The organism is Labrys wisconsinensis (assembly GCF_030814995.1).
Lineage (GTDB): Bacteria > Pseudomonadota > Alphaproteobacteria > Rhizobiales > Labraceae > Labrys > Labrys wisconsinensis.
This window is the reverse complement of the sequence record NZ_JAUSVX010000021.1, coordinates 53,232-76,675: the sequence shown is the minus strand read 5'-3', so window position 1 is coordinate 76,675 and position 23,444 is coordinate 53,232. Positions and strand designations below refer to the sequence as shown.

At 64.9% G+C, this 23,444-nt stretch carries 23 protein-coding genes; 13 read left to right on the top strand and 10 right to left on the bottom strand.

Annotation, left to right across the window (positions count from 1 at the left end; all coding sequences use genetic code 11):
- The first annotated feature begins 10 nt into the window (after nt 1-10).
- Nucleotides 11-670: an RraA family protein gene (locus QO011_RS36285; RefSeq protein WP_307283558.1), complete on the top strand. Its 660-nt coding sequence runs from the start codon at nt 11-13 to the stop codon at nt 668-670.
- On the opposite strand, the gene QO011_RS36280 is transcribed toward QO011_RS36285, so the two are convergent.
- Nucleotides 655-1,839: an MFS transporter gene (locus QO011_RS36280; RefSeq protein ID WP_307283555.1), complete on the bottom strand. Its 1,185-nt coding sequence runs from the start codon at nt 1,837-1,839 to the stop codon at nt 655-657. The two genes, QO011_RS36285 and QO011_RS36280, sit on opposite strands and share 16 nt — an antisense overlap.
- Nucleotides 1,840-1,888: 49 nt before the next feature.
- Complete coding sequence (locus QO011_RS36275) at nt 1,889-3,370, bottom strand: aldehyde dehydrogenase family protein (RefSeq protein ID WP_307283552.1); 1,482 nt, start codon at nt 3,368-3,370, stop codon at nt 1,889-1,891.
- 210 nt (nt 3,371-3,580) lie between these two features.
- Between QO011_RS36275 and QO011_RS36270 the strand changes: the two genes are divergently transcribed.
- The gene (locus tag QO011_RS36270) at nt 3,581-4,366 is read left to right on the top strand and encodes an enoyl-CoA hydratase/isomerase family protein (protein WP_307283550.1); all 786 of its coding nucleotides are present in this window, start codon (nt 3,581-3,583) and stop codon (nt 4,364-4,366) included.
- 134 nt (nt 4,367-4,500) lie between these two features.
- Here the strand turns inward: QO011_RS36270 and QO011_RS36265 are convergent, their stop codons facing one another.
- From QO011_RS36265 to QO011_RS36250, 4 genes are all read right to left on the bottom strand, one after another.
- A complete protein-coding gene (locus tag QO011_RS36265) occupies nt 4,501-6,165 on the bottom strand; it encodes a GMC family oxidoreductase (RefSeq protein WP_307283547.1) in 1,665 nt (554 codons plus the stop codon).
- A gap of 109 nt (nt 6,166-6,274) precedes the next feature.
- Nucleotides 6,275-7,240 (bottom strand): dihydrodipicolinate synthase family protein, encoded by a 966-nt coding sequence (locus QO011_RS36260; protein ID WP_307283543.1) that lies wholly within the window; start codon nt 7,238-7,240, stop codon nt 6,275-6,277.
- A gap of 12 nt (nt 7,241-7,252) precedes the next feature.
- A complete protein-coding gene (locus QO011_RS36255) occupies nt 7,253-8,461 on the bottom strand; it encodes a CaiB/BaiF CoA transferase family protein (RefSeq protein ID WP_307283540.1) in 1,209 nt (402 codons plus the stop codon).
- Between the two features lie 36 nt (nt 8,462-8,497).
- The gene (locus QO011_RS36250; RefSeq protein WP_307283538.1) at nt 8,498-9,637 is read right to left on the bottom strand and encodes an ABC transporter ATP-binding protein; all 1,140 of its coding nucleotides are present in this window, start codon (nt 9,635-9,637) and stop codon (nt 8,498-8,500) included.
- Between the two features lie 95 nt (nt 9,638-9,732).
- On the opposite strand from QO011_RS36250, the gene QO011_RS36245 reads away from it, so the two are divergent.
- From QO011_RS36245 to QO011_RS36210, 8 genes are all read left to right on the top strand, one after another.
- Nucleotides 9,733-10,602 carry a sugar phosphate isomerase/epimerase family protein gene (locus QO011_RS36245; protein ID WP_307283535.1) on the top strand — a complete coding sequence of 290 codons (870 nt, stop codon included), beginning with the start codon at nt 9,733-9,735 and terminating at the stop codon, nt 10,600-10,602.
- 54 nt (nt 10,603-10,656) lie between these two features.
- Nucleotides 10,657-11,739, top strand: coding sequence for a LacI family DNA-binding transcriptional regulator (locus QO011_RS36240; protein ID WP_307283533.1), 1,083 nt, complete (start codon nt 10,657-10,659; stop codon nt 11,737-11,739).
- Between the two features lie 9 nt (nt 11,740-11,748).
- On the top strand, nt 11,749-12,915 hold the full coding sequence (locus tag QO011_RS36235; protein WP_307283531.1) for a Gfo/Idh/MocA family protein: 1,167 nt from the start codon (nt 11,749-11,751) through the stop codon (nt 12,913-12,915).
- 213 nt (nt 12,916-13,128) lie between these two features.
- Nucleotides 13,129-14,412, top strand: a complete 1,284-nt coding sequence (locus QO011_RS36230) for an ABC transporter substrate-binding protein (RefSeq protein ID WP_307283529.1) — start codon at nt 13,129-13,131, stop codon at nt 14,410-14,412.
- A 57-nt stretch (nt 14,413-14,469) separates the two neighbouring features.
- Nucleotides 14,470-15,495, top strand: coding sequence for a carbohydrate ABC transporter permease (locus QO011_RS36225; RefSeq protein ID WP_307283526.1), 1,026 nt, complete (start codon nt 14,470-14,472; stop codon nt 15,493-15,495).
- Entirely contained in the window at nt 15,495-16,361 is an 867-nt protein-coding gene (locus tag QO011_RS36220; RefSeq protein ID WP_307283523.1) for a carbohydrate ABC transporter permease, read from the top strand. Before QO011_RS36225 ends, QO011_RS36220 begins: the two co-directional genes overlap by 1 nt.
- Nucleotides 16,362-16,372: 11 nt before the next feature.
- Nucleotides 16,373-17,140, top strand: a complete 768-nt coding sequence (locus tag QO011_RS36215; RefSeq protein WP_307283520.1) for a 3-ketoacyl-ACP reductase — start codon at nt 16,373-16,375, stop codon at nt 17,138-17,140.
- 244 nt (nt 17,141-17,384) lie between these two features.
- Nucleotides 17,385-18,248 carry a transglutaminase domain-containing protein gene (locus QO011_RS36210; RefSeq protein WP_307283517.1) on the top strand — a complete coding sequence of 288 codons (864 nt, stop codon included), beginning with the start codon at nt 17,385-17,387 and terminating at the stop codon, nt 18,246-18,248.
- 8 nt (nt 18,249-18,256) lie between these two features.
- Here QO011_RS36210 and QO011_RS36205 read toward each other — a convergent pair whose 3' ends face one another.
- Nucleotides 18,257-18,661, bottom strand: a complete 405-nt coding sequence (locus QO011_RS36205; protein WP_307283514.1) for a GFA family protein — start codon at nt 18,659-18,661, stop codon at nt 18,257-18,259.
- A 148-nt stretch (nt 18,662-18,809) separates the two neighbouring features.
- Between QO011_RS36205 and QO011_RS36200 the strand changes: the two genes are divergently transcribed.
- Nucleotides 18,810-19,142 carry a hypothetical protein gene (locus QO011_RS36200; protein ID WP_307283512.1) on the top strand — a complete coding sequence of 111 codons (333 nt, stop codon included), beginning with the start codon at nt 18,810-18,812 and terminating at the stop codon, nt 19,140-19,142.
- Here the strand turns inward: QO011_RS36200 and QO011_RS36195 are convergent.
- Both QO011_RS36195 and QO011_RS36190 read right to left on the bottom strand, forming a co-directional pair.
- On the bottom strand, nt 19,132-20,406 hold the full coding sequence (locus QO011_RS36195) for a DUF763 domain-containing protein (protein ID WP_307283509.1): 1,275 nt from the start codon (nt 20,404-20,406) through the stop codon (nt 19,132-19,134). The genes QO011_RS36200 and QO011_RS36195 overlap by 11 nt on opposite strands.
- Nucleotides 20,407-20,499: 93 nt before the next feature.
- Nucleotides 20,500-21,324 (bottom strand): oxidoreductase, encoded by an 825-nt coding sequence (locus tag QO011_RS36190; RefSeq protein ID WP_307283506.1) that lies wholly within the window; start codon nt 21,322-21,324, stop codon nt 20,500-20,502.
- Between the two features lie 73 nt (nt 21,325-21,397).
- Here QO011_RS36190 and QO011_RS36185 point away from each other — a divergent pair, with 73 nt between their 5' ends.
- A complete protein-coding gene (locus tag QO011_RS36185; protein WP_307283503.1) occupies nt 21,398-21,805 on the top strand; it encodes a MerR family transcriptional regulator in 408 nt (135 codons plus the stop codon).
- A 17-nt stretch (nt 21,806-21,822) separates the two neighbouring features.
- Here QO011_RS36185 and QO011_RS36180 read toward each other — a convergent pair whose 3' ends face one another.
- Nucleotides 21,823-22,941 carry an NADH:flavin oxidoreductase gene (locus QO011_RS36180; RefSeq protein WP_307283501.1) on the bottom strand — a complete coding sequence of 373 codons (1,119 nt, stop codon included), beginning with the start codon at nt 22,939-22,941 and terminating at the stop codon, nt 21,823-21,825.
- A 99-nt stretch (nt 22,942-23,040) separates the two neighbouring features.
- Between QO011_RS36180 and QO011_RS36175 the strand changes: the two genes are divergently transcribed.
- Complete coding sequence (locus QO011_RS36175; protein WP_307283497.1) at nt 23,041-23,424, top strand: winged helix-turn-helix transcriptional regulator; 384 nt, start codon at nt 23,041-23,043, stop codon at nt 23,422-23,424.
- Nucleotides 23,425-23,444 lie beyond the last annotated feature (20 nt).

Here is a 23,444-nt window from a genome sequence, read left to right as displayed (position 1 = left end):
AGACGCGCCGATGACCCTCGACTTCGCCGCCCTGAAGGGCGTGCTCTATTCCCCCGTCCTCTCCGACGTGCTCGACGAGTTCGGCCGCACCGAGCAGGCGATGAAGCCCTTCGTGCGCCCGCTCGACGAGAACCTGGTGATGTTCGGCCGGGCCCGCACCGGCCTCTACATGAACACCTACGCGGTGGCCGAAGGCGAGAACCCCTACGAGGTCGAGATCGCGCTGGTCGACGATCTCCAGCCCGGCGACGTCGCCGTCTTCGGCTGCGACGGGCCGACAGACCGGATCGCGCCCTGGGGCGAGCTCCTGTCGACGGCGGCGCGCTGCCGCGGCGCCGAGGGCTGCGTTACCGACGGCCTGGTGCGCGACGTCAGGCACATCCGCCGCATGGGCTTTCCCGTGTTCCACGGCGGCATCGGCCCGCTGGATTCGCGCGGGCGCGCCAAGATGATGGCGAGGGACGTGCCGGTCGCCTGCGGCGGCGTGCTGGTCCGGCCCGGCGACCTCGTCTTCGGTGACGTCGACGGCGTCGTGGTCATCCCGCAGGACATCGCCCTGGCGGTGATCGAGGCGGCGCTCGCCAAGATCGGCTCGGAGAACAAGACCCGCCAGCACCTCGAGGAGGGCATGCTGCTGGCCGAGGTCTATGCCCGCTACGGCGTGCTCTGAGGCAGGCGCCGGGCCCGCGGCCTCGCCAGCAGCAGGACGGCCGAGACCGACAGGACCGCCGCCCCGGCGGCGATCGAGACCAGGCCGCCGGCGATGAACGGCGCCACGGCTGCGGTGCCGAGCGCGGTGGCGAGCAGGATGGCGACCACAACCAGCGCGGCGCCGCGGGCATCGTCTCCCTCCGCCGCGACGATGGCGGCGTGAAAGCCCGGCGGCCCACGCAGGCCGAGCCCGAGATTGAGCAGCAGGAAGATGGCGATCACCACCGCGATGTCGCCGCCGCCGGCCAGCGCATAGGCGAGCATCGCCGTCCCGCCCAGGGCCGAGACCAGCGTTCCCGCGAGGATCACCCGCCCGGCGCCGACGCGCGGCACGATGCGGCCGGTGAGGTTCGCGGCGAGGACGAACAGGGCGATACCGCTCATCTGCATGACGATGAAATCGCCGAGGCTGCCGCCGAGCGAGGTGGTGATCACGGCGGGCGCGCCGAACACGAACACCAGAAGCGCGCCCAGCGTGAAGGCCTGGCTCAGCGCCAGGCAGAGAAAGGGCGGGCTGGCGAGGAGCCTGCCATAGCCGCCCCGCCCCCTCTGGGCACGCGGGGCCGGCAAGGACGCGCGCCCGGCCTGCAGCAGCACGGCGCAGACGAGCGCCAGCACGGCGATCGTGTCGAACGCCGCGCGCCAGCCGAAATGCTCGAACAGCCAGACGCCGGCGACCGGCGCCAGGGCGGGGGTCAGCGCCTCGATACTGCCGAGCAGGCCGAGCGCGCGCACGGCGCCGGCATCGCCATAGAGGGCGCGCAGCATGCCCGGCGCGAACACCGCCGCCGCCGATCCCGCGGCGCCCTGCAGGAAGCGGGCGCCGATCAGCACGTCGAGCGACGGGCTGAAGATGCACAGGGCGGAGATCCCGGCATAGGCGAGCAGCGAGCCGACAAGCAGCCGGCGCTGGTCGAAGCGCGCCCCGAGCTCACCGAACAGGACCAGGCCGACGGCCGCTCCGCCGGTGAAGGCGGCGAGCACGAGCTGCGCCGCCTCCGGCGTGCCGCCGAGGAGGCGCGGCAGGCCGGGCACGGCCGGCAGCACCAGGTCGGTGCCGGCAATGCCCAGCACCGTGCCGGACACGAGCAGCGCGAAGGCGAAGGGATGGCGTGGGGCGTGCGACATGCACGCCCTATAGCCGATCGCGGCGGCCGCGTCCGCGACGCACCTTCGGTCAGGCGTGCCCGAACTTGAGCTGCACGGTCTTCACCCTGGTGAACTCATCGAGCGCGAAGCGGCTCTTCTCATGGCCAAGTCCGCTGTCGCCATAGCCTGACAGGGGCAGCTCCGGCGCGCCGGCTAGATAGGTATTGACTTCGACGGTGCCGGCATTGAGCCGGCGGGCGAAATGGAAGGCCTTGTCCAGGCTCCTGGTCCAGACGCCTGCCGCCAGGCCGTAACGTGTTCCATTTGCGATCGCGATCGCTTCATCGGCCGAGTCGAAGCGCAAGACCGACAGAACCGGCCCGAATATTTCCTCCTGTGCGATCGCCATTTCCGGATTGACCTTGTCGAAAACGACCGGGGATACGAAATAGCCATCGGCCTGAGGTTGATCGTCTCCGAGCAACAAGGTCGCCCCTTCTTCGATGCCTCTCCTGACATATGACGTTACACGTTGGAATTGCGCATCGTTGATGAGCGGCCCGATCTGGGTCGCCGTGTCGGTCGGGTCGCCGACGCGCAGAGCCCGCATCTTGTCAACGACGCGCTCGCAGAATGCCTCCGCCACGGACCGTTCGACCAAAAGCCGAGAGCCCGCGACACAGCACTGCCCCGCGTTGATCGTGACACCCTGAACGACCGCCGCCGCAGCGGCGTCCAGGTCTGCGTCCGCGCAGACGATATGCGCGGACTTTCCACCGAGCTCCAGCGAGATCCGTTTCAGGCTGTCGCCGAACGTCCGGATTTCCTTACCGACTCGGGTCGAGCCCGTGAACGAGATCATGTCGACCGCGGCGCTTTCGCAAAGCGGGCGCCCGGCCGTGGGACCATCGCCGGCGATGACGTTGACGACGCCGTCGGGAAGACCTGCCTCCAGCAGAAGCTCGCCGAGCCGCAGGGTCGTTCCGGATGTGAACTCGCTGGGCTTCAAGACCGCGCAGCAGCCGGCCGCCAGCGCGAACGGCAATTTCTGACTCGCGATGAGGAGCGGGAAATTCCAAGGCGTGATCATTCCGACAACGCCGATCGGCTCGCGGAAGACGAGACCCATCGTCTGCTCCCCGAGCTGATCGTGGGTGTCGCCATACATGTGACGAGCGAGGGTTGCCGCGTACTCCCACAGGTCGATCGACCCCTGAATCTCGCCGTCGACGGCGGAGATCGGCTTGCCTCCCTCCAGGCACTCGATGAGACCCAGCTCCTCGCGATGCTTGTCGATGAGCCCGGCGACCCGAAGAATGAGCCTGGAGCGCTCCGCACCGGGGACAGCGGCCCACCTGCGCAGATCCGCCGCCCGGCGCGCGGCCTTGATGGCACCTTGAACATCCGCGTCGGTCGCTCTTGGGTAGATGCTGACGGGCCGACCCGTTGCCGGGCTCGCGCGCTCGAGCCGCTCACGCTGATCCACGCCGATCAGCTTGCCATCGATGAGGGCGGAATAGGCCCGCGCGCTGCGGCCGAACGCCAAAAAGTCTTCGCCCAACGCTGCCATCGGCCGCTCCGCACTGTGTGATCGCTGAACGGATATCAGGATCTGAAAGCGCTTACAAGCGGCATTCATCCTTATCGTCTGCTGTTCGAATTTCAGCCGACATAGCCGCATATAATCTTTATAGAATGGCAAGTTCGTTTCATGAAACCGATTGATGATCGAAATGTAATCGCTTATCCCTGGACGGTCTTTTGAAATCGGAGACGTCCAATGGAGGCCCAGCATTGGGTGAGCCACGAAAGGCTGGCCGACCACGTGTTGCTGGTCCGGCTGAATAGACCGGAAAAGCGCAATGCTCTGTCCAATTCCATGGTCATCGCTATCGCGGACCATCTCACCCGCGCGGCGGAGGATGCCGATATCCGTGCCGTCGTTCTGACTGGCGGAGATGCCGCGTTCTGCGCAGGCGCGGATATTGCGGAGGTTCGGGCGACGTCGGGACAGGCGATACGCGATCCAAGGCGTGTCCGAGCCTGGAATACGATCCAGAGCTTCCCCAAGCCGGTGATTGCGGCCGTGAACGGCTACGCCTTCGGCGCCGGCAATGAACTGGCGATGACCTGCGACTTCATCATTTGCGGCGAGAATGCCAGGTTTGGCCAACCGGAAGTCAATATCGGCGGCATTGCGGGCGACGGCGGCACTCAGCGTCTTCCGCGATTGATCGGATCTGGTGCTGCTTCCTTCATGCTCATGTCGGGGCTTCCGATCGATGCCCGGACAGCGTTCAGGCTTGGGCTCGTCTGGGAGGTGATGCCGACCGACCAGACGGTGCCACGCGCTGTCGAGATCGCCAATGTGATCGCCGGCCGGGCGCCGCTGGCTGTGCAAGCGACGAAGGCCTGTATTCGCGCGTGCAGCGCCGCGACACTGGAGAACGGTCTGGCTCTGGAGAGAGAGCTGCTCGCCAGCATCATACAATCCCCCGATTCCGCCGAAGGGGGCTACGCCTTCCTCGAAAAGCGCCCCCCTCGTTTCACGGGACGGTGGGAGTAGGACCAAAGCCCGGGCGACGCCTGAGCGTCACCCATTCGACGCCGGTCGAGGACCGGGGCTGATGAGGCCGCCTTCAATGTTATGGCACGGCCCCTCACCGGCATGCCTCACACCGGATGCGATCCTGCCCAGCGTCATGCGGCGCCGTCGGCCGCCATCACGCTGCGAGATCTTTGATCCGCAGGGGGTCTGCTGCCACCATCGTTGTCTTCAAGGATCATGTCGCTCCCCTTCGCACCGATCATGATAGAGGCAGCGTTGGTGTTGCCTCCGATCAGGTGAGGCATGATGGAGGAGTCGACCACGCGGAGCCCATCCAAGCCTCTGACCCTGAGCCTCGGATCCACAGTGGCAAGATCGTCGACGCCCATTCTGCAGCTCCCGACGGGGTGATAATCCGTCTCCGCGGTCTGCCGCACGAACTCGACGATCTGCTCGTCGGTCCTTACGTCCGCGAGGGGAGCATAGGGGCGGCTCACATAGGGCCTGAAGGCCTTCGTTTCCATGATCTCGCGTCCGATCTTCACGCAGCCGATCATCTTCTTCACGTCGAATGGATCGGCCATGAAGTTTGGGTCGATAAGAGGAGCATCAAGCGGGTCAGCCGACGCAAGCTTCACCTCGCCGCGGCTGACGGGGCGCATATTGTTGTTGTGAAGCGTGATCCCGTGCCCAGGCGGCTTGGTGAAGCCGTGGTTGATGACCCACGCTGGAAGGAAATGCACCGACACGTCCGGCTCGCTCAAGCCCGGCTCACTCTTGGTGTACGCGACCGCTTCGCAGCCCGAAGACGTCACGGGTCCAGAGCGAAGAAGCAGATACCGCGCCCCGTGCATGTACTTGTATGGGAACCGCGCCGCGTCGTCGTAGGTGAGCCTGGTCGATGCGTGCCATATCGCGGCGGCGTCCAGGTGGTCCTGGAGGCCTTTGCCAACTCCCGGCAAGTCGTGGATGGCCTTCACGCCGGCCTGCTTCAGTTCGGCAGCCGGACCGATACCGGACAGCAGGAGAAGCTTGGGCGAATTCAAGGCACCGGAGCTGACGATCACTTCGCGCGTCGCACGAATCGTCGTGGCACGCCTGTCGTTGCCGACAAGCTCTATGCCGACGGCTCGTCCATTCTCGACGACGATCCTGGATACGAGGGTGTTCGCATAGACATCGAGATTCGGGCGGCTTTTGCGCGCCGGATGCAGGAAAGCGCGCGCAGCGCTCATCCTTCGTCCGTCCTTGACGGTATATTGGAAGTGTCCCGCGCCGAACTGGGTCGCCCCATTGAAGTCTTTGTTCCTCGGAAGTCCGATCTCATCGCATGCTTCCAGGAACGTTGCCGTGAGCGGATTGAGGTAGGTGAAATCCGTGACGTTCAGCGGACCGTCGTTCCCGTGATACTCGTCGCGTATGCGTGTATTGGCCTCCAGACGCTTGAACACCGGAAGCACGTCTTGGTAACCCCACCCGGTGCAACCCTCGGCGGCCCATTTCTCGTAGTCTTGTCTGCTGCCGCGAATGTAGATCATCCCGTTGATCGAGCTGGTGCCGCCGATGGCCTTCCCCTGCGGGATGAACATCCTTCGGTTGTTGAGGTGCTTCTGCGGGACGGTTCGGAAGGCCCAGTTATGCGCCGTGCCTTCGATCAGGCTTTGGATGCCGGCGGGCATATGGATCATCGGCGACCAGTCGCCTCGTCCAGCCTCGACGATCAGAACCCTGGTATCGCGATCGCGGCTCAATTCGCTTGCGAGCACGCAGCCCGCGGAGCCGGCGCCCACGATGATGTAGTCGTATTCTTTCCGCATGTTTTCACCGATGGAACGCCCCGCCGGCAAGACCGGCAGGGCACGGGATCGCAGGATGACTGACGTGTGAGGCGGCGGCGGGATCGGGCCGTTCCGGGTCGGCCCCGACCTAGGCAGCCAAGCGAGGACGGGTCTCGTCTGCGCCAGGGATCGGACGCAAGTCCGCGATCTGAGCCGCCCTCCACAGACGATCGAGTTCCGCTGCCTTCATGCGCAACTGGGGCGACCGCAGCACCGGAGAGGAAAGGGCTCCGACCATGTAAGCCACTTCCTTGTAGCGGGTATGCAGATCCGCGTAGGGGAAGCCATAGATCGCATGGCAAAGCGGCGCGAGGCGCCTGTGCAGAGCTTGCGCCCGGTTGAGATCCCCGTTCTTCACCAGGTTGAGCATCTCGACGCACTCGTAAGGTGCAAAGGCGGCGAGCCCCGAAAGGATACCGTCGCCACCGGTCGAGAGGTTGTGGAAGAACGTCGATCCCACGGAGGGGAGGCAAATGATCTCCTTGTTCAGCGACTTGAGAGCGTAATAATCCCGGTCATAGCGGACGCAATCTGCCGCCTGCGCCATCTTGACGCCGACGACCTGATCGATCTCCGAAGCCATCTTGACGAGGGCCTCGTGGGGATAGGAAAGCTGGTCACCCGAGGCGAGCTGGAACAAGACGATCGGCATGTCCAGACCTTCCGCGACTTCCTTGTGGAAGTGGAAGGCATATTCCGGGCTGTGGTTTGCGTTATAGGCAGAGAGATAGGGAGAGCAGACCATGACCGCGTCGGCTCCGGCTTCTCCGGCTTCTTCGCCTCGACGGATCGTGGACGGCGGGGCCCAGTCGAGAATGGCAGCAACCACCGTCTGGCCTGGCCGAATATTGTCCTTGTGAATGGCCACGGCGCGCTGACGCTCGTCGTGGCTCAGAGCCGGAGCTTCTGCCGCGAAGGCATTGACCACAAAGCCTTGGATGCCGGGGATGGATGCCAGGTCGCGCGTGCGCCTTGCCATTTCATTCCAATCGACCTCGAGATTGTCTTTGAACGGTGTGATATTCGCGATCAACACGCCGCCGTCGAGCTTCATCGAATCCTCCTGTTACTCGGCCACGTCCTGGAGTGCTTGCGTTGCGCCGAAAACAATATTCCTTGCGAACAATCGATCGACTTCGGCGTCCGATATCCCCATCTCACGAAGAATTTCGGCCGTGTGCGAACCTACGGTGGTGGATAGAGTGTGGAGTTCCGGGACCTTGCCGTCGTACCGAAGCGGGTGATTGACGAGCGTCGCCGTCTCGCCGTTCACATCGACTTCGCGGAAGACGTCATTCGCAAGCATTTGAGGGTCAGCGGCCACGTCTTCGTAGCTCTGAACGATCCCATACCAGACGCTCCGCGCGTCAAAAGCCCTCGAGAGATCCTCGTAGGTCCACTCGCGCACGGCTTCGGCGATGGCGGCCGCAAGCGCGTCTCGATCATCGTAGCGGTCCAGGTGCTGCAGAGCCCTCAACGCGTCGCTGTCGAGCGCCTCCGCGATATTCGCAATATCATTTGTCGGAATCACCACTTCGGCATCGACGAGCTTGTACACGCCGGTCGGAGCTTCATGATACCAGGAGATCAGGTTCTCCTGACGCTTGAAGGCGCCACTTCCCGGGCGGCTCGACATGTAATTCGTCAAAGGTTCGGTCTGAAGGTCGAGCCCGGAATTCAGCAGGCTGCCTTGGACATGCGTACCCTGACCGGTGGTCAATTTCTTCGCATAAGCAGCCAGCACGCCCATGGCGAGCAACGCGCCCCCATGCTGGTCGACAATCGCGCAACCGACCGCAGTAGGCTTGTCGTGTGGACCGGTTGCGGCAATCAGGCCCGAACGAGCCTGGATGATGAGGTCCTGCGCGGTCCTGCCCACCATGGGGCCTTTCAAGCCCCAGCCGGTGCCACTCGCAAAGATGATGTCGGGCTTCCTCTTCTTGAGATCCTCGTAGGAGAGTCCGAGCTTCTCCATCACACCCGTCCTGAAGTTCTCGACGACTGCGTCGGCCTGATCGATGAGCTTCAGCACGAGCTCCCGGCCTTCGGGGTTCTTCAAGTCGACGGAGAAGCTTCGCTTGTTGCGGTTGCCCGCCAGGAAGAAACCGCTTACACCGCCGACAAATACATTGGCGCCGGACCAGCTTCGCTCAAACGGCCCCCTCGCCGGCTCGATCTTGATGACGTCAGCGCCCATGTCGGCCAAGTATTGTGTTGCCGATGGTCCCTGCAAATAGTGGCAGAAACTCACGATCTTCATACCTTGAAGAAGCATAACCTCATTCCTTCTCGCCGAGCGCCGAACCGAAGCTCAAGCAGCGTCTGAATTTGGAGTTGCACCACGGTTCCAAACCGCGGAGGCGCGGATCCGTTGCTGTGTCTGAGGGTCAAACACGTGGATTTCTTCAGCGGGGACGCTCAAGCTCACGGACTGGCCAGGCGCGAGCCGCCTGAAGGGATCGACACGCGTGACCGTGAACTGCCTCTCGCCCGAACGAACCTGCACCAGTTGCTCGGATCCCAGCAGTTCGGTGATGTCGACGGATCCTTTCACGAAGGCATCCAGGGCCGGGCCGGTCTCGAGCGCGATGTGTTCCGGACGCAGCCCGAGCAACGCCTTGCCGGGCAGCTTGGAGACCGGCTCCTTCAAATGCGCCGGCACAGGAAGCTTCAGCTCGCCGGCGGTGAAGTAAAGCCTGTCGCTCATTGAAGACAGGGTCGTCTCGATAATGTTCATCGGCGGGGAGCCGATGAACGTCGCGACGAAGATGTTCTTTGGCCGGTGATAGATGTCCTCTGGCGTGCCAGCCTGCTGCACCGCGCCGTTTGCCATGACCACAACGCGATCTCCGAGGGTCATGGCCTCGATCTGATCGTGCGTGACATAGATGGACGTCGCCGAGATCCGGGATTTCAGACGCTTCAGTTCCTGCCGCATTTCCAGACGCAGCTTGGCATCCAGGTTCGACAGAGGTTCGTCGAAAAGGAACAATTTGGGATGCCGGACCAGGCAGCGGCCCAGTGCGACGCGCTGCTGCTGCCCTCCCGAGAGCTGACGCGGCTTCCGATCGAGCAGCTTTTCAAGGGCGAGCACCTCGGCCGCCCGCCTGATTTCGCGATCGACCCGCTCTCTGGCGACGCCTCGGTTGCGAAGCCCGAACGCCATATTTTCATACACGTTCATGTTCGGGTAGAGCGCGTAGTTCTGGAAGACCATCGCAACATCACGTTGCGCGGGCGTGAGGTCGTTGGCGCGGCGCCCCTGAATGGACAGGCTGCCGGACGATATGGACTCCAGTCCGGCGACCATACGCAGGGTGGTCGTCTTCCCACAACCCGACGGGCCGACCAGGACAACGAATTCATCATGCCCGAGCGACAGGTCGACATTCCTGACCGCATGCACGGAGCCATACATCTTGTTGATTCCAACCAGGTCGACGCCTTGCATCGGGCTCGCCCCTCCTTCTTCTTGATGGGTTGCCGGCTTGACCAGCTGTGACGGTTATTGTAAGCGCTTACAGATCGTTTGTCCAGAGGCTTGCGATGCCAGATTCCGATCGGCGCTTTTCCTTCAATCACGCGACCTTCGGGCCGGATGTCTCATTCCGGCTCTTCCTGGAAGCGGTCAGCCAATCCGGCGCATCGGCTGTAGGGCTTTGGGCTGACCGGCTCGACGGATTGTCTCCACGCGCGGCCGGAGAGGTCGTGCGCAGCCTCGGGCTGGAGATCAGCGGCGTCAGCCGAGGTGGTTTCTTTGCAAGCGCCTCGGAGCGGCAACGCCAGGACGCGATCGATCATACCAGGCGCCAGATCGAGCTGACGGCCGAGCTGCAGGCCGAAACCCTCATTATCGTTCCAGGCGGGCTTTCGAGCGAGCTCCGAGATATCGGCTCGGCGCGCAGAATGGTTGCCGACGGTCTTGGACAAGTCGTCGAATTTGCCCGCGATTGCGGTGTCAAGCTGGCGATCGAGCCGTTTCATCCCGCGCTTTCCGCCATGCGAAGCGTTGTCAACACGCTCGACCTCGCTCTCGATCTCTGCGAAGCCTGCGGTGATCATGTCGGCGTGATCACCGATATTTTCCACATATGGTGGGATCCGAACGTTTACCGGGCGATCGAACGCGCCGGCTCGCGGATCTTCGGCCATCACCTCTGCGACTGGAGGCTCGATACGATCGATCCCATTGCCGACCGCGGTGTGATGGGCGATGGCGTGGCGAATGTTTCGCGCCTCACGGCGGCAGTGCTGCAGACGGGCTACGACGGGTGGATGGAAATCGAGATCTTTTCGCGCAATGATTTGTGGACGATGGACGCCAGAGCGATCACTGCGCTTTGCCTTGGACGAGCCATGGCCTGTCTGGAGCAAGCAGAGCATCTCAGCAGGGGGGATCGCCTGCGAGACGCGTGATTGCCTGGGTCTGCCGGCTCGCCGAGCTGGGGCTCGATAGAGTGTGAGGTTGCCTTGGCCGACTTCGTTGACGACAAGCCTTCGCGGACAAGGACGCCAAAAACGATCGCGACGCAGCAGCAGGCCCGTCTGGCTGATGTCGCGAAGGCGGCGAACGTCAGCACTGCCACGGTTTCGCGTGTCATGAACAATCCGGAAGTGGTCTCCCCGGACGTCAAGGAGCGGGTTCATCAGGCGATTCGGAAACTCAATTGGGTGCCGAATGCTTCCGCCAAGGCGCTTGCAACGAGCCGAACGCATACGATCGGCGCCATCATGCCGACGCTGGACCATCAGAACTTCGCCCGCATCGTCGAATCCCTGCAGACGACGATCGCATCGGCGAAGTACGAGCTCCTGGTCGGCGTCACGCATTATGCGCGAGAGGTTGCGACACATCAGGCCCAGGCGATGATCGAACGGGGCGTCGAGGCCCTGGTTCTTGTCGGAGCCGATCATCCCGAGGAACTGCTCGGCATGCTCGAGCACAAGGGAGTGCCCTACGTTCTCGTCTATGTCGCGCCGGGCACCGCTCCCGGTCGAAACGTCATCGGCTATGACAACTACCAATCCTTTGTGACGATCACGGAATACCTCCTTGATCTGGGGCACAGGTCCTTTGGTCTCATCGCACAGGACACGTCCTTCAATGATCGGGCGCGAGCGCGCCGGGAAGGCGTGAAGGACACGCTGGCTGAACGCGAGATTGCGATACGACCGCGCCATTTCATCGAAGGTGCGTGGAAGTTCGAAGACGGCATGAGGGCTTTCGAGAAGGTCATGCGCTCGGACGAGCCACCGACGGCCATCATCTGCGGGAACGATTACCTGGCGATCGGCTGCATGCTCAAGGCGTCCGAGATGGGCGTCGACATCCCCGGCGACGTCTCCATCACAGGGTTCGACGACATCGACCTGGCACGATTGCTTCCACCGGGCATCACGACGATGAAGGTGCCCGATGCGCTCGTCGGCGAGATGGCGGGTCGCTTCTTCATCGACGTCCTGCAGGGAAAGATCGGCCAGCTCGGAGCCGTGCCTGCGCCGGAGCTCATCGTGCGAGGATCGACCGCGCAACCGAGAAGCAGAAGAACTTAGGAGATCGCGATGGTCTATAAGCTGGCGTCCGATTTGGATCGATGGAAGCGCTTACCTCTCGGCATGATCGGAGGCGGCCGAGGCTCGTTCTTTGGTCCCTATCATCGTGCCGCACAGCGGCTGAGCGGGCGGTGGACGCTCGCCGCGGGCGTATTCTCCTCCGACAGGCCGACGTCGCTGGAGGCAGCTGAAGCTCTCGGCGTGGAAGCCGATCGCACCTATGAAACCGTCGGGGCGCTCGCGAGGGGAGAGTCTTCGCGAAGCGACGGCATCAAGGCTGCCGTCGTCATCACGCCCAATCACCTCCATTTCGATGCGTGCAAGACACTTATCCAGCACGGAATGGGCGTGATCTGTGACAAGCCCCTGGTGAACTCTCTGGAGGAGGCCCGCGAGCTCAGGCAGCTGGCGGAACGCCACGGCGTCTTCTTCGGAATGACTTACACCTACACCGGCTATCCCATGGTCAGGGAGGCCCGCCAGCTCGTTGGTCAGGGCTCTCTCGGCGATATTCGCTTCGTCTACGTCGAGTATCTCCAGGAATGGCTTGCGGACAAGCCGGAGAACCTCGGCGCGAAGGCCGGCGGCTGGCGAACCGACCCTGCGAAGGCGGGGCCAACCGGAACGCTTGGCGACGTCGGCACCCACGCCTTCAATCTCGCAGAGTTCATGACCGCATCGAAGGTCACCGAACTGTCCGCAAACCTGATGACCATGGTGCCCGGCCGCGCGCTCGACGACAACGACATCATCCAGTTGCGCTTCGATCGTGGGTTTTCGGGCCTCTTATGGGCGACGCAGGCCGCGCCGGGTCATCGCAATTGCCTCCGTATCAAGATCATCGGGACAACGGGCTCGATCGAGTGGCGCCAGGACGTCCCTGAATCGCTGCTGATCGGCGAGCTGGGCCAGCCCGATCGGACCCTCTACAGGGGGCAACGCACGATGACCGAGGTGGGAGCAGGACAGTCGACCCTGCCGGCCGGCAATCCGGAGGGCTATCACGAGGCGCTCGCCATTCTCTACAGCGATTTTGCGGACGCCTTGGAGGCCCCGGGAGAGGAGGCGCCCTTCCCTTACCCAACGCTGGAAGACGGCCTGCGGGGAATTGCGCTTTGTGACGCCTCCCTGCGGTCGAGCTCAGCACGTGGAGCATGGCAACAGCTGATGGCTTGAAAATTTCGTTGACTCCTGTCTGTAAGCGCTTACAAATGATTTGCCGGCGGGCCTGAGAGCACCGTCACCAGAGCGGACGCTCCGCGTTCCAGGAATTCATCCGTCTTGAAGCAGTCCGGCTTTCGAGAGCCTGCCAGAGATCGGTGAGGGCCTGAACCCACGAGCATTTCGGATTTTTGAAGCGTCCGAGCGGCCAAGAGGGAGGGAATAGGCATGACATGGGACCTCAGCAGGCGAGCGCTGTTGAAGAGCGGCGCTATGTTGGCCGGTACGGCGGCGATTGGCCTGGCTGCCGGCCGTGCTGCGATGGCGGCAGGCAAGCTCGAGATCTTTTCGTGGTGGACGTCAGGTGGCGAGGCCGCCGCCCTCAAGGCTCTGATGGACGCTTACAAGACCAGGTTTCCGGGAACCGAGGCGATCAACGCGGCTGTCGCCGGCGGCAGCGGCACGAATGCGCAATCCGTGTTGCAGGCCCGCCTTGCCGGCGGCAATCCGCCCGACACCTGGCAGGGAAACGCCGGCGCGGCTTTCATGAACCAGTATGTCGACCCCGGTTTCGTCGAAGATATCACCAGTCTCTACGAGAGCGAGGGCTGGGCGGATAAGGTGCCTCCGGCCGTCCTGGATCTGATCCGCAAGGATGGCAAGTATTACGCGGTGCACGTCGGCATCCAGCGCTGCAACGAGGTCTGGTACAACAAGAAGCTTCTCGCCAAGCACGGTATCGAGATTGGCGACAGCCTTACCTGGGATCAATGGTTCCCGGCCGCTGAAAAGCTGAAGAAGGCCGGCGTGAATGCCCTGTCCCTCGGCGACAACGGCATTTGGGCGAACGCACGCCTCTTCGAGAATACCTTCACCGGCCTCTTGGGCTATGACCAGACCCAAAAGCTCTGGAGTGGACAGCTTTCCTTCGACTCCCCGGACATGAAGGAAGCCATGAAGCTTCATCTCCGCGTCCTGGAATTCCAGAACCCGGATCACTCGGCCCTGAGCTGGGACCAGGCCGTGGGCAAGGTGATCGACGGCAGCTCCGCCTTCAACATGCACGGCGATTGGGCCTATGGCGAGTTCCAGAAGGCGGGCCTGAAGGACAACGAAGACTTCGGATGGACGAGCCATCCCGGCACGGACGACATCTTCATCATCGTCACCGATTGCTTTCCCATCGCCAAGGGAGCGACCAATGCGGAGGAGGCCCGCAATTGGCTCAAGACCATCGGTTCGGCCGAAACGCAGCTTGCCTTCAGCCTGAAGAAGGGGTCGGTCTCGCCTCGTCTCGACGTCGATAAAGCGACCCTGCCGCCCTACCTGAAATGGTCCTACGACAAGTTCGCCAAGAACAAGTTCGTTGGATCCAGCGTCAACGGCACGCAGGTGCCGTCATCGTTCGTGCAGGCCCATTTCGACGCCCTCACATCGTTCGTCGTCAACAAGAACGTCGACCGCTTTGCGGCGGCTCTCGTGAGCGCGCAGCAAGCCATCAACAACGGCTGACAGAGCCACGCGGAGCAGCCGTCTGCTCCGCGTCCTGCCGGCGCGGGAGAGCCGCCCATGACGATTGCCGCCGAAGCCCCACACCCGGCGTCGCACGCCAGAAGCGCTGTGTTCGAACGGCTGATGCCGTTGATCCTGATCTCGCCCGTCGTCGCGACGACCCTCGTCTTCGTCTACGCCTTCATCGTCCTCACCGTCCTGATTTCGCTGTCGACCTGGTCGCCGATCAATCTCGGCGGGGGCTTCGCCTCCCCCCTCACCAAGAACTACGCGGCTCTGTTTTCGAGCGGCCGCTTCCAGGCCGATCTCCGCAACACCCTGGTCTTCACCACGCTGTTCCTGTTCGGATCGGTGGGGCTGGGACTCATCCTGGCGCTTCTGGTCGATCGCCGGATTCGTGGCGGCGGCCTGTTTCGCTCGATCTTCCTTTTCCCGTATGCCCTCTCGTTCATCGTGACGGGCGTTGCCTGGCGCTGGCTGTTCAATCCCGAAAGCGGCGTCAATGCGCTCATCGATGGCCTCGGCGTGAACGCGCTTCTGTCGAATTTCGGGCTTGGTCCGGTGAAGCCGAGTTGGCTGACCGATCCGACCGTGTGGCCGCCGCTGAACGACAGGCTCGCTCAGATCTTTCCCAGCGCGGCCAGCCTTCAAATCGACCTCGGCGTGCCGCTCGCGATCATCGGCGTCGCGATTGCCGCTTCCTGGCAGCTTTCCGGATTCGCGATGGCGACGTTCCTCGCCGGGCTGGCGACCATCCCCGAGCATATCCGCGAAGCAGCCAAGATCGACAACGCCTCCGACTGGACGCACTTTCGGAAGATCACGTGGCCGATGCTGGCGCCCTTCACGGTCGTGAACCTGATCATCCTCGGGCACGTCTCGCTGAAGATATTCGACCTCGTGTTCGCAATGTCGGGTCCCGGCCCGGGCTTCGCGACCGACGTTCCGGGAATCTTCGTCTTCGAGACGACCTTCCGCGCTCTTCGATATGGGCTGGGTGCCGCGGCCTCCGTCGTCATGCTGATCATGGTTGCCGCAGTCGTCGTTCCCTATCTCGTGCGCAGCGCGCGGGAGAACGCCTGATGTCCGCAAGCGAAATCACGCCGCCCCATCCTTTCGGAAGCAAGATCGCGCCGCAGCTCCGGAAGGCGGCGATCTACGCGGCCCTGATCATGCTGTCCGCCTTCTATCTCATGCCCGTCTACATGATGGTCGTGAACGGGATGAAGACCGCCACGGAAGTCTCGATCTCGACCATGTGGCAGTTGCCTGGCACGCTGGGGCTCGGCGGCTTCCGCGAAGCTTGGGCGAGACTGCAGTCATCGTTCCAAAATAGCCTGGAAATTACGATCTCCGCGACGGCCATTTCCTGCCTGATCGGATCTCTCACCGGCTATATCCTTTCACTCTGGCGCTTCAAGTGGGCGAATTTCGTTTCGATCTTGATCATATTCGGCATGTTCATACCCTATCAGAGCATTATCGTTCCGCTTGTCTTCTTCACGCAGAAGGTGGGTCTCTACGGCACTATTCCGGGACTGATCGTTGTCCATATCATCTACGGACAATCGATCAACGCTTTGATCTTCGGCAATTATTACCGAAGCGTGCCGCAGTCCCTGATCGAGGCGGCAAGGGTGGATGGCGCCGGTGTCTGGAAGGTATATTGGAAGATTATCCTGCCGCTTTCGCCGCCAGCCTTCGTCGTGGCAGCGATCTTTCAGTTCACCAACATCTGGAACGACTTCCTCTTTGGTGTAACGATCGTTCCAAATCCCCAGTCGCAGCCCATCACCGTGGCCTTGAACAATCTGTCCGGGAACTTCTCGGTCGACTGGAACGTGGTCATGGCCGGCGCGGTGATCGCCGCCCTGCCGACCGCCCTCGTGTACGTCGTGCTGGGACGCTATTTCGTGCGCGGCCTGGTCAGCGGCTCGGTGAAATCCTGAAAGGAAGAACGATGACTTCGGCTGTTTCGATCGTGACGGGCGGCCGGCGCGGCCTCGGCCGAGCCATTTGCGAGAAGCTGGCGCAAAAGGGGCACAACGTTCTGGTCGTCGATGTCGAACGCGATGCCGCCGCCGACGAGACCGTCGCGCTCTTGAGGCGCAGTGGCGTGAATGCCGACTTTCTTGCGGCGGATGTGGGAGACGAGGCTCTTCACGACGGCATCATCGGCGCTGCCGGGCGACTGGGCACGGTGACGACGCTGGTGAACAACGCCGGCGTCTCCTCGACGGTGCGCGGCGATATGCTCGATCTTCCTGTCGAAAGCCTTGATCGTGCAATTCGTATCAATTTGCGTGCACCATTCCTGCTGAGCCAGAAGTTCGGCCGACATGTGATAAAGACGGGTGCAGCGACCGAGCATTTCTGCTCGATTGTCAATATTACGTCCGTGAACGCAGAGATGATCGGCGTAAACCGCCCCGACTACTGCATCACCAAGACCGGATTGTCCATGGCCACCCGCCTCTTCGCGGCGCGGCTGGCCGAGGAGAAAATCCATGCCTATGAGGTGCGACCCGGCATCATGATGACGGAGATGACCCGGCCTTCCCGGGAGAAATACGACCGCGTCATCGAAGAAGGCCTGGTGCCGATGCGGCGCTGGGGCACCCCCGCCGACGTCGGAGAAGCCGTGGCGGAGCTGGCAACCGGCGCCTTCAAGTTCTCGACGGGGGATGCCGTCTTCGTCGATGGCGGGCTTCACCTCTACAGGCTCTAGAGCATTTTCCAGCGGACCGGCATCCGGTCCGCGTCAAGAAAATGCGTAAAAACAAAGAGATGGAGAGCGGGATCGATTCAACTTGAAACGATCACGCTCTAGATGCGGCGAGGCGTGAACCTTCCCGGCGTGTCGGCCACAGTGGTCGACGACGGCGAGCTGGCGCGGTTCGGCACCCTGACCGCCGATCCCGAGCGCCCGGTGGCCGATCGCGCCCGCCGCGGCAGGCGATAAAATATGCGCGATGCGCGCCGACCGGCTGCACATGCGCCTTGCCGATCGGGCGCGGACGAGCTTTGCTGCGGCCATGTCCACCATGTCCGGCATCGCCCGATGGGCCGCCCACAGCCCGATGTCCGACCCAGCCGGTCACGCCGCGGACCTCGCGGCGGAGCCCGCCGACGTGCCCGCGCTGGCCCGCATCGTCCAGGGTGTGCTGGTGCATCTCGGCTGGCTCGACGCCTATGGCCTCGACGCGTCCCGGCTCGCCGGCATCTCCCGCACCACCTTGCCCGTGGCCGATCGCCTTGCCGACGTCCTGCGGCGCGATCCGCGGCCGCTGCACGAGCCGCGCGTCCCGGCGGACCGCTCGCCCGGCACCTGCCGCGACTATGCCCTGCTGCTCTGCGCGCTGCTGCGCGCCAAGGGCGTGCCCGCCCGCCTGCGCTGCGGCTTCGCCGCCTATTTCGGCCCGGGCTGGGAAGACCATTGGGTCTGCGAATATCGCGACGGCGCGACCTGGCGCCTCGCGGATGCGCAGCTCGATCCGCCGATCCGGGCGCGCCTCGGCGCCGCCTTCGAGCCTGCCGACGTGCCGCGCCAAGCCTTCCTCACGGCGGGCGAAGCCTGGCAGGCCTGCCGCGCCGAACGGGCCGCCTCCGAGACCTTCGGCCATGGCGACGAGGGCACGGGCCTATGGTTCGTGAAGGTCAACGTCCACCGTGACCACCTGGCGCTGAACGGCCGGGAAACCTCGGCCTGGGACGGCTGGCGCAGCGCGCCGCCGGCGGCCCGCCGGATGTCCGACGACGAGCTGGCCCTGCTCGACGCCCTCGCCGCCGACCCCGAGCGCCCGCTGATCGAGCGTTCGCCGGACTGGCAGGCATAGGCCGGACCTCAATCCCCCTCGCGTCCGGGCAGCTCGCGCACCCCGTCGATCCAGGGCAGCGCCGAGCGGCACCAGATCTGGCGGCGCGGCACCAGCTCCCGGCGCTGACGGATGCTGCCCCAGCGGATGCCCCATTCCGCCGCGTCCTCGCCCTCGCCGGTGGTGAACAGGGGTGAGCCGCAGTCCGGGCAGAAATACTGCATGCGCTTGCGGCCGTTGTCCGCGGTCTTGACGTAGAGCCTGGGCGGACTGGCGGTGAGGCGGATATCTTTACGCCCGGTCGCGACGGTGACGCGGAAGGCCGAGCCGGTCAACGACTGACAATCCGTGCAATGGCAGATCGACACCGCCTCCGGGTCGATCTCGGCTTCGTAGCGGACGGAGCCGCAATGGCACTCGCCGTCGATCTTCATGCCTATTCCCTCCCGGCCAGCCCGGCCCCGTTTCCCGGCGCGACATCCCCTGAGCCCCCCATATCAGGAAGGATGTGGATCGATTCACGAAAGAGCAATTGTGGCTTGCTACAACAACGGCCTCTCATGACATTGGGTCCGCTGTCTCATGAAAGCGATCAGGTTTGCGCTCATCGCCGCGACGATGGCTCTCGCATCATGTGCCCCACGCGCGCATGAGAATATCCGGCCGGCGCTAGTGGCAGATCTGTGCGAGGCGGAGGCAAATCTGGCGGGAATCATCATGGAGAAGCGGCAGACGGGGGCGCCTCAATCCGAGGTCATGACGACCGTTCTCGGTCATGCCAGGCCGGAGGTGCAGGGAAGGCTCAGGAGGATTGTCGCGGCCGCCTACGCCAGTCCGCGCACAGCCGACGTCACGGAGACCGTGGACCGATTCAAGAAAGAGCAGATCGCGCAATGCTTCCGCATCACACGCTGAGAGGGGCCGGCTCGGCTGAGTGATCGGCCTCCGGCGGCGGCTCCCAGCCGAAGACGCTGCGCCCGCCATACTCGTGCGAGCGGCGCCGCTCCTCGCCGATGAAGGCGGGCAGCGACGGGCCGCTCGCCGTGCGCTCCAGGCGCCGGCTCTGCCGGTCCAGCCGGCGGATGGCGTCGAGCCGTTCGTCGTTGCCGAGCCGGGCGCTCGCCACCGCCGCCTTCAGCACGCCGATGGTCTGGTCGTAGACCCTGGTCGGCACGGGATAGGGATGCCGGTCCTTGCCGCCATGGGGCAGCGAGAAGCGGGCGGGATCGGCGAAGCGGCAGGGCGCGCCGTGCACGACCTCGGCCACCATGGCCAGCGCCTGCACCGTGCGCGCGCCGACGCCCGGCACCAGCAGGAGCTCGGCGAAGTCGGCCGGGGCGCTGTCGGCCGCGGCGGCCAGCGCCCCGTGCAGGCGGCGGATCATCACGTCCTTGGGCTGCACGTCGTGATGCGCCGGCATGACGAGGTGCGGCAGGAAGGGCGCGTCCGGCGGCGCGGCGGGCGCCGCCCTGCCCCTGTGCTCCGCCACCGCCTGCACGATCCGGTCCGGCCCCTGGTCGCGCAGCAACACAAGCTGGCCGCGGCGCGAGGCCTCGGCCCTGCGGTCGGTGAGGTTGACGATCTCGCCCTGGTTCTGCCCCTCGATCGCGGCATGCGGTGCGTCGACGAAGCTGGTCAGGTCGTCGGAGAGCCAATGGTAGCGGCGGGCATAGCGGCTGTCGCCGTTCATGCCCTGCTGCACCACCACCCATTTGCCATCGTCGGCGACGATGAAGCCGTGGAGATAGAGCTCGAACCCGTCCTGCACCGCGGCGCTGTCGACCTTGGCGACCAGCCGGCTGGCGCGGGCGAGCGCCGCTCCGTCGAGGCCCGTGCGCTCGCCGACCGCGACGAGCTCCTCGGGCGTGCGGCGCGAATGGCTGCCGCGCCCGCCGCACACCGTAAGGCCGAGCTCGCCCGACAGCGGCCCGAGCCCGTGCTTCAGCGCGCCGATCACGCTGGTGGTGATGCCGGAGGAATGCCAGTCCATGCCCATGACGGCGCCGAAGGACTGGAACCAGAAGGGATGGGCCAGGCGGCGCAGGAACTCGTCCCGGCCATAATGGTGCACGATCGCCTGCGTGATCACCGCGCCGAGCCGCGCCATGCGCCGGCCGAGCCAGGGCGGGACCCGGCCATGGTGCAGGGGAAGATCGGCGCTGCCGGCCCGTCGGGTCACGCGGCCTCCGGAACGAAGAGGGAACGAGACGATGTAGCACGATGATCCACATCGCGCTACTCCGAGCCGACGTTCCGTCTCAGGGATGCCTTCCTACGCCCCGCCCTGCGACACCCGCCACATCAGCCGGTCCTGCATCCGGTCGGTCAGGAAGCGCTGGATCAGCAGGATCCAGCGCGCCCCGCCGCCGGCGGGATAGCGCGTGCGCGGGCGCTTCGAGGCGACGGCCCGGGCGATGATGCGGGCGACGACCTCCGGTGGGGAGGCCATGCGCGTTCCGGCCCGTTCGTGCAGCCGGGCATGGCGGCGGGCATAGGGGCCGTAGGCCGTGTCGCCGGACATGCGCAGCATGCTCTCGTGGGCGATGCCGCCCCATTCGGTGCGGATGGCGCCGGGCTCGATCACGATCACGTCGATGCCGAAGGGGATCAGTTCCATGCGCAGGCTGTCGCTGAGGCCCTCCAGCGCGAACTTGGTGGCGTGGTACCAGGCGCCGAAAGGCTCGCCGCCCTTGCCGCCGATCGAGCTGACATTGACGATCCGGCCGCCCTTCTGCGTCCGCATCGCCGGCAGCACCAGCTGGCAGAGCCGGGCGGCGCCGAACAGGTTGACCTCGAACTGGCGGCGCGCCTCTTCGAGCGGCACGTCCTCCAGGGCGCCGTAGCTGCCATAGCCGGCATTGTTGACCAGCACGTCGATGCGGCCGGTCTCGCCGAGGATCTTCTCCACCGCGGCGACCATCGAGGCATCGTCGATGAGGTCGAGGGCGATCGGACGCACGCCGGCGGCGGCGAGCCCCGCCATGCGGTCGAGGCGCCGCGCCGCCGCATAGACGGTGTAGCCGTCGGCCAGCAAAGCCTTTGCCGTCGCTTCGCCGATGCCCGACGAGGCGCCCGTCACCAGGGCCGTTCTGTTCATGATCCCATGCTCCACATCGTGAGGAGCCGGTCCTATAAGTGTGGACCATGGTCCATGGTCAAGAGGGGTGGCGATGCTGATCTCGGCCTTCGCGCGGGCGACGGGGCTGACGCCCGACACCGTCCGCTTCTATGTCCGGCGCGGACTTCTGGTGCCGCAGACGAACGGCAAGGGCGGCCGCAATCCCTACCAGCACTTCACGGCGGAGAACGTGCGCGAGGCGCGGCTGATCCGCATGGCGCAGTCGCTGGGCCTGTCGCTGAAGGAGATCGCGGCGGTCGGCGTGGAGCATCGCGAGGGGCGCATCACCCGCGAGCGCAGCATCGAGCTCATGGCCGCGCAGCTCGCCCGGCTGGAGCGCAAGGCGGCGGAGCTCGAGGCGATGGCCGGCTATCTCCGCGCCAAGATCGCCTGGCTGGAAAGCGGCGAGCAGGGGCCGGAGCCGGATTTCGGCGACCATGCCGGCGCCGGCTGCGGATGATCGCCGCCCTCCGGGTCTCAGACCAGCTCGGCGAAGGCGCCGGCGCTGAACGCCTTCAGCCCGTCCGTGTCGCCTGCCCTGATCTTCAGCGCCCAGCGCGGGTCGTTCAGCAGGGCCCGGCCGACGGCGATCAGGTCGAACTCGTCCCGCTCCAGCCGGCGCAGCAGGGCGTCCAGGCCTGCCGGTTCGGAGCCCTCGCCGCCGAACGAGCCGAAGAAATCGCCGGAAAGGCCGACCGAGCCGACGCTGATCGTGCCGGCACCGGTGAGCGTCTTGGCCCAGCCGGCGAAGTTGAGGCCGTCCTCGCCGTCGACCTCCGGGAATTCCGCTTCCCAGAAACGGCGCTGCGAGCAGTGGAAGGCATCCACCCCGGCCTCGGCCAGCGGCACGAGCCAATCGGCCATGGCATCGGGCGTATCGGCGAGGCGCACGGCATAGTCCTGCTGCTTCCACTGGCTGAGGCGCAGGATGATGGGGAAATCGGGGCCGACCGCGCCGCGTATCGCCTTCACCACCTCGGCGGCGAACCGCGACCGTTGCTTCAGCGTGGCGCCGCCGTAGCGGTCGCCGCGCGCGTTGGTGCCGCTCCAGAAGAACTGGTCGAGGAGATAGCCGTGCGCGCCGTGGATCTCCACCACGTCGAAGCCGAGGCGCCGGGCGTCGGCGGCCGCGCGGCCATAGGCGGCGATGGTGTCGGCGACAGCCTCCTCGCTCATGGCCTCGCCACGCGGAGCGCCGGGCGCGACCAGGCCGGAGGGGCTCTCGATTCCGCCCTGCTCCCACTCGGTCTGGAAGCTCTTGACGGCGCCGACATGCCAGATCTGCGGCCCCATCCGGCCGCCGGCCGCGTGGACCTCCTGGATCACCCGCTGCCAGCCGGCGAGCGCCGCCTCGCCGTGGAAGAACGGCACGTTCGGGTCGTTGCGGGCCCCCGGCCGGTCGATCGCCGTGCCCTCGGAGAGGATCAGCCCGACCTCGCCCTCGGCGCGGCGCCGGTAATAGGCCGCGACGTCCGCGCCCGGCACGCCGCCGGGGGAGAAGGAACGCGTCATCGGCGCCATGACAATGCGATTCTTCAGTGTCAGCGACTTCAGCCGGAACGGCCGGAACAGGGCGTCGAGGGACGACGAGATCATGGAAATCGGCTCCAGGAGACGGAGCCCTCTAGGTATATCGTGTATACCTAGTGTCAATCAGGCACTTGAAATCGCCCTGGTAGCCAGGAGGAAACCGCCATGCCGGACTTCGACGGCCGCATCTTCCGGGCGGACTGCGGCAGCCGCCTGCTGCTCGACCAGCTCGCCGACAAGTGGTCGGTCCTGATCCTGGCCGTGCTCTGCGCCGAGCCGCAGCGCTTCAACAGCCTCAAGCGCCGCCTGGAGGGCGTGACGCAGAAGGCGCTGACCCAGGCCCTGCGCCGCCTGGAGCGCAACGGCATCGTCGAGCGGCGGGTCCTTCCGGTCTCGCCGGTGGCGGTGGAGTACCGGATGACGCCGCTCGGCCACACGCTCAAGCAGCCCTTCGAGGCGCTGTCGGCCTGGACGCTCGCCCATCTGCCGGAGGTGGAGGCGGCCCGGCAGGCCTTCGACGAGCGAGGCGAGGGATCGGCCGAAGCCTGACCGGCCCGACTGCCCTGTCC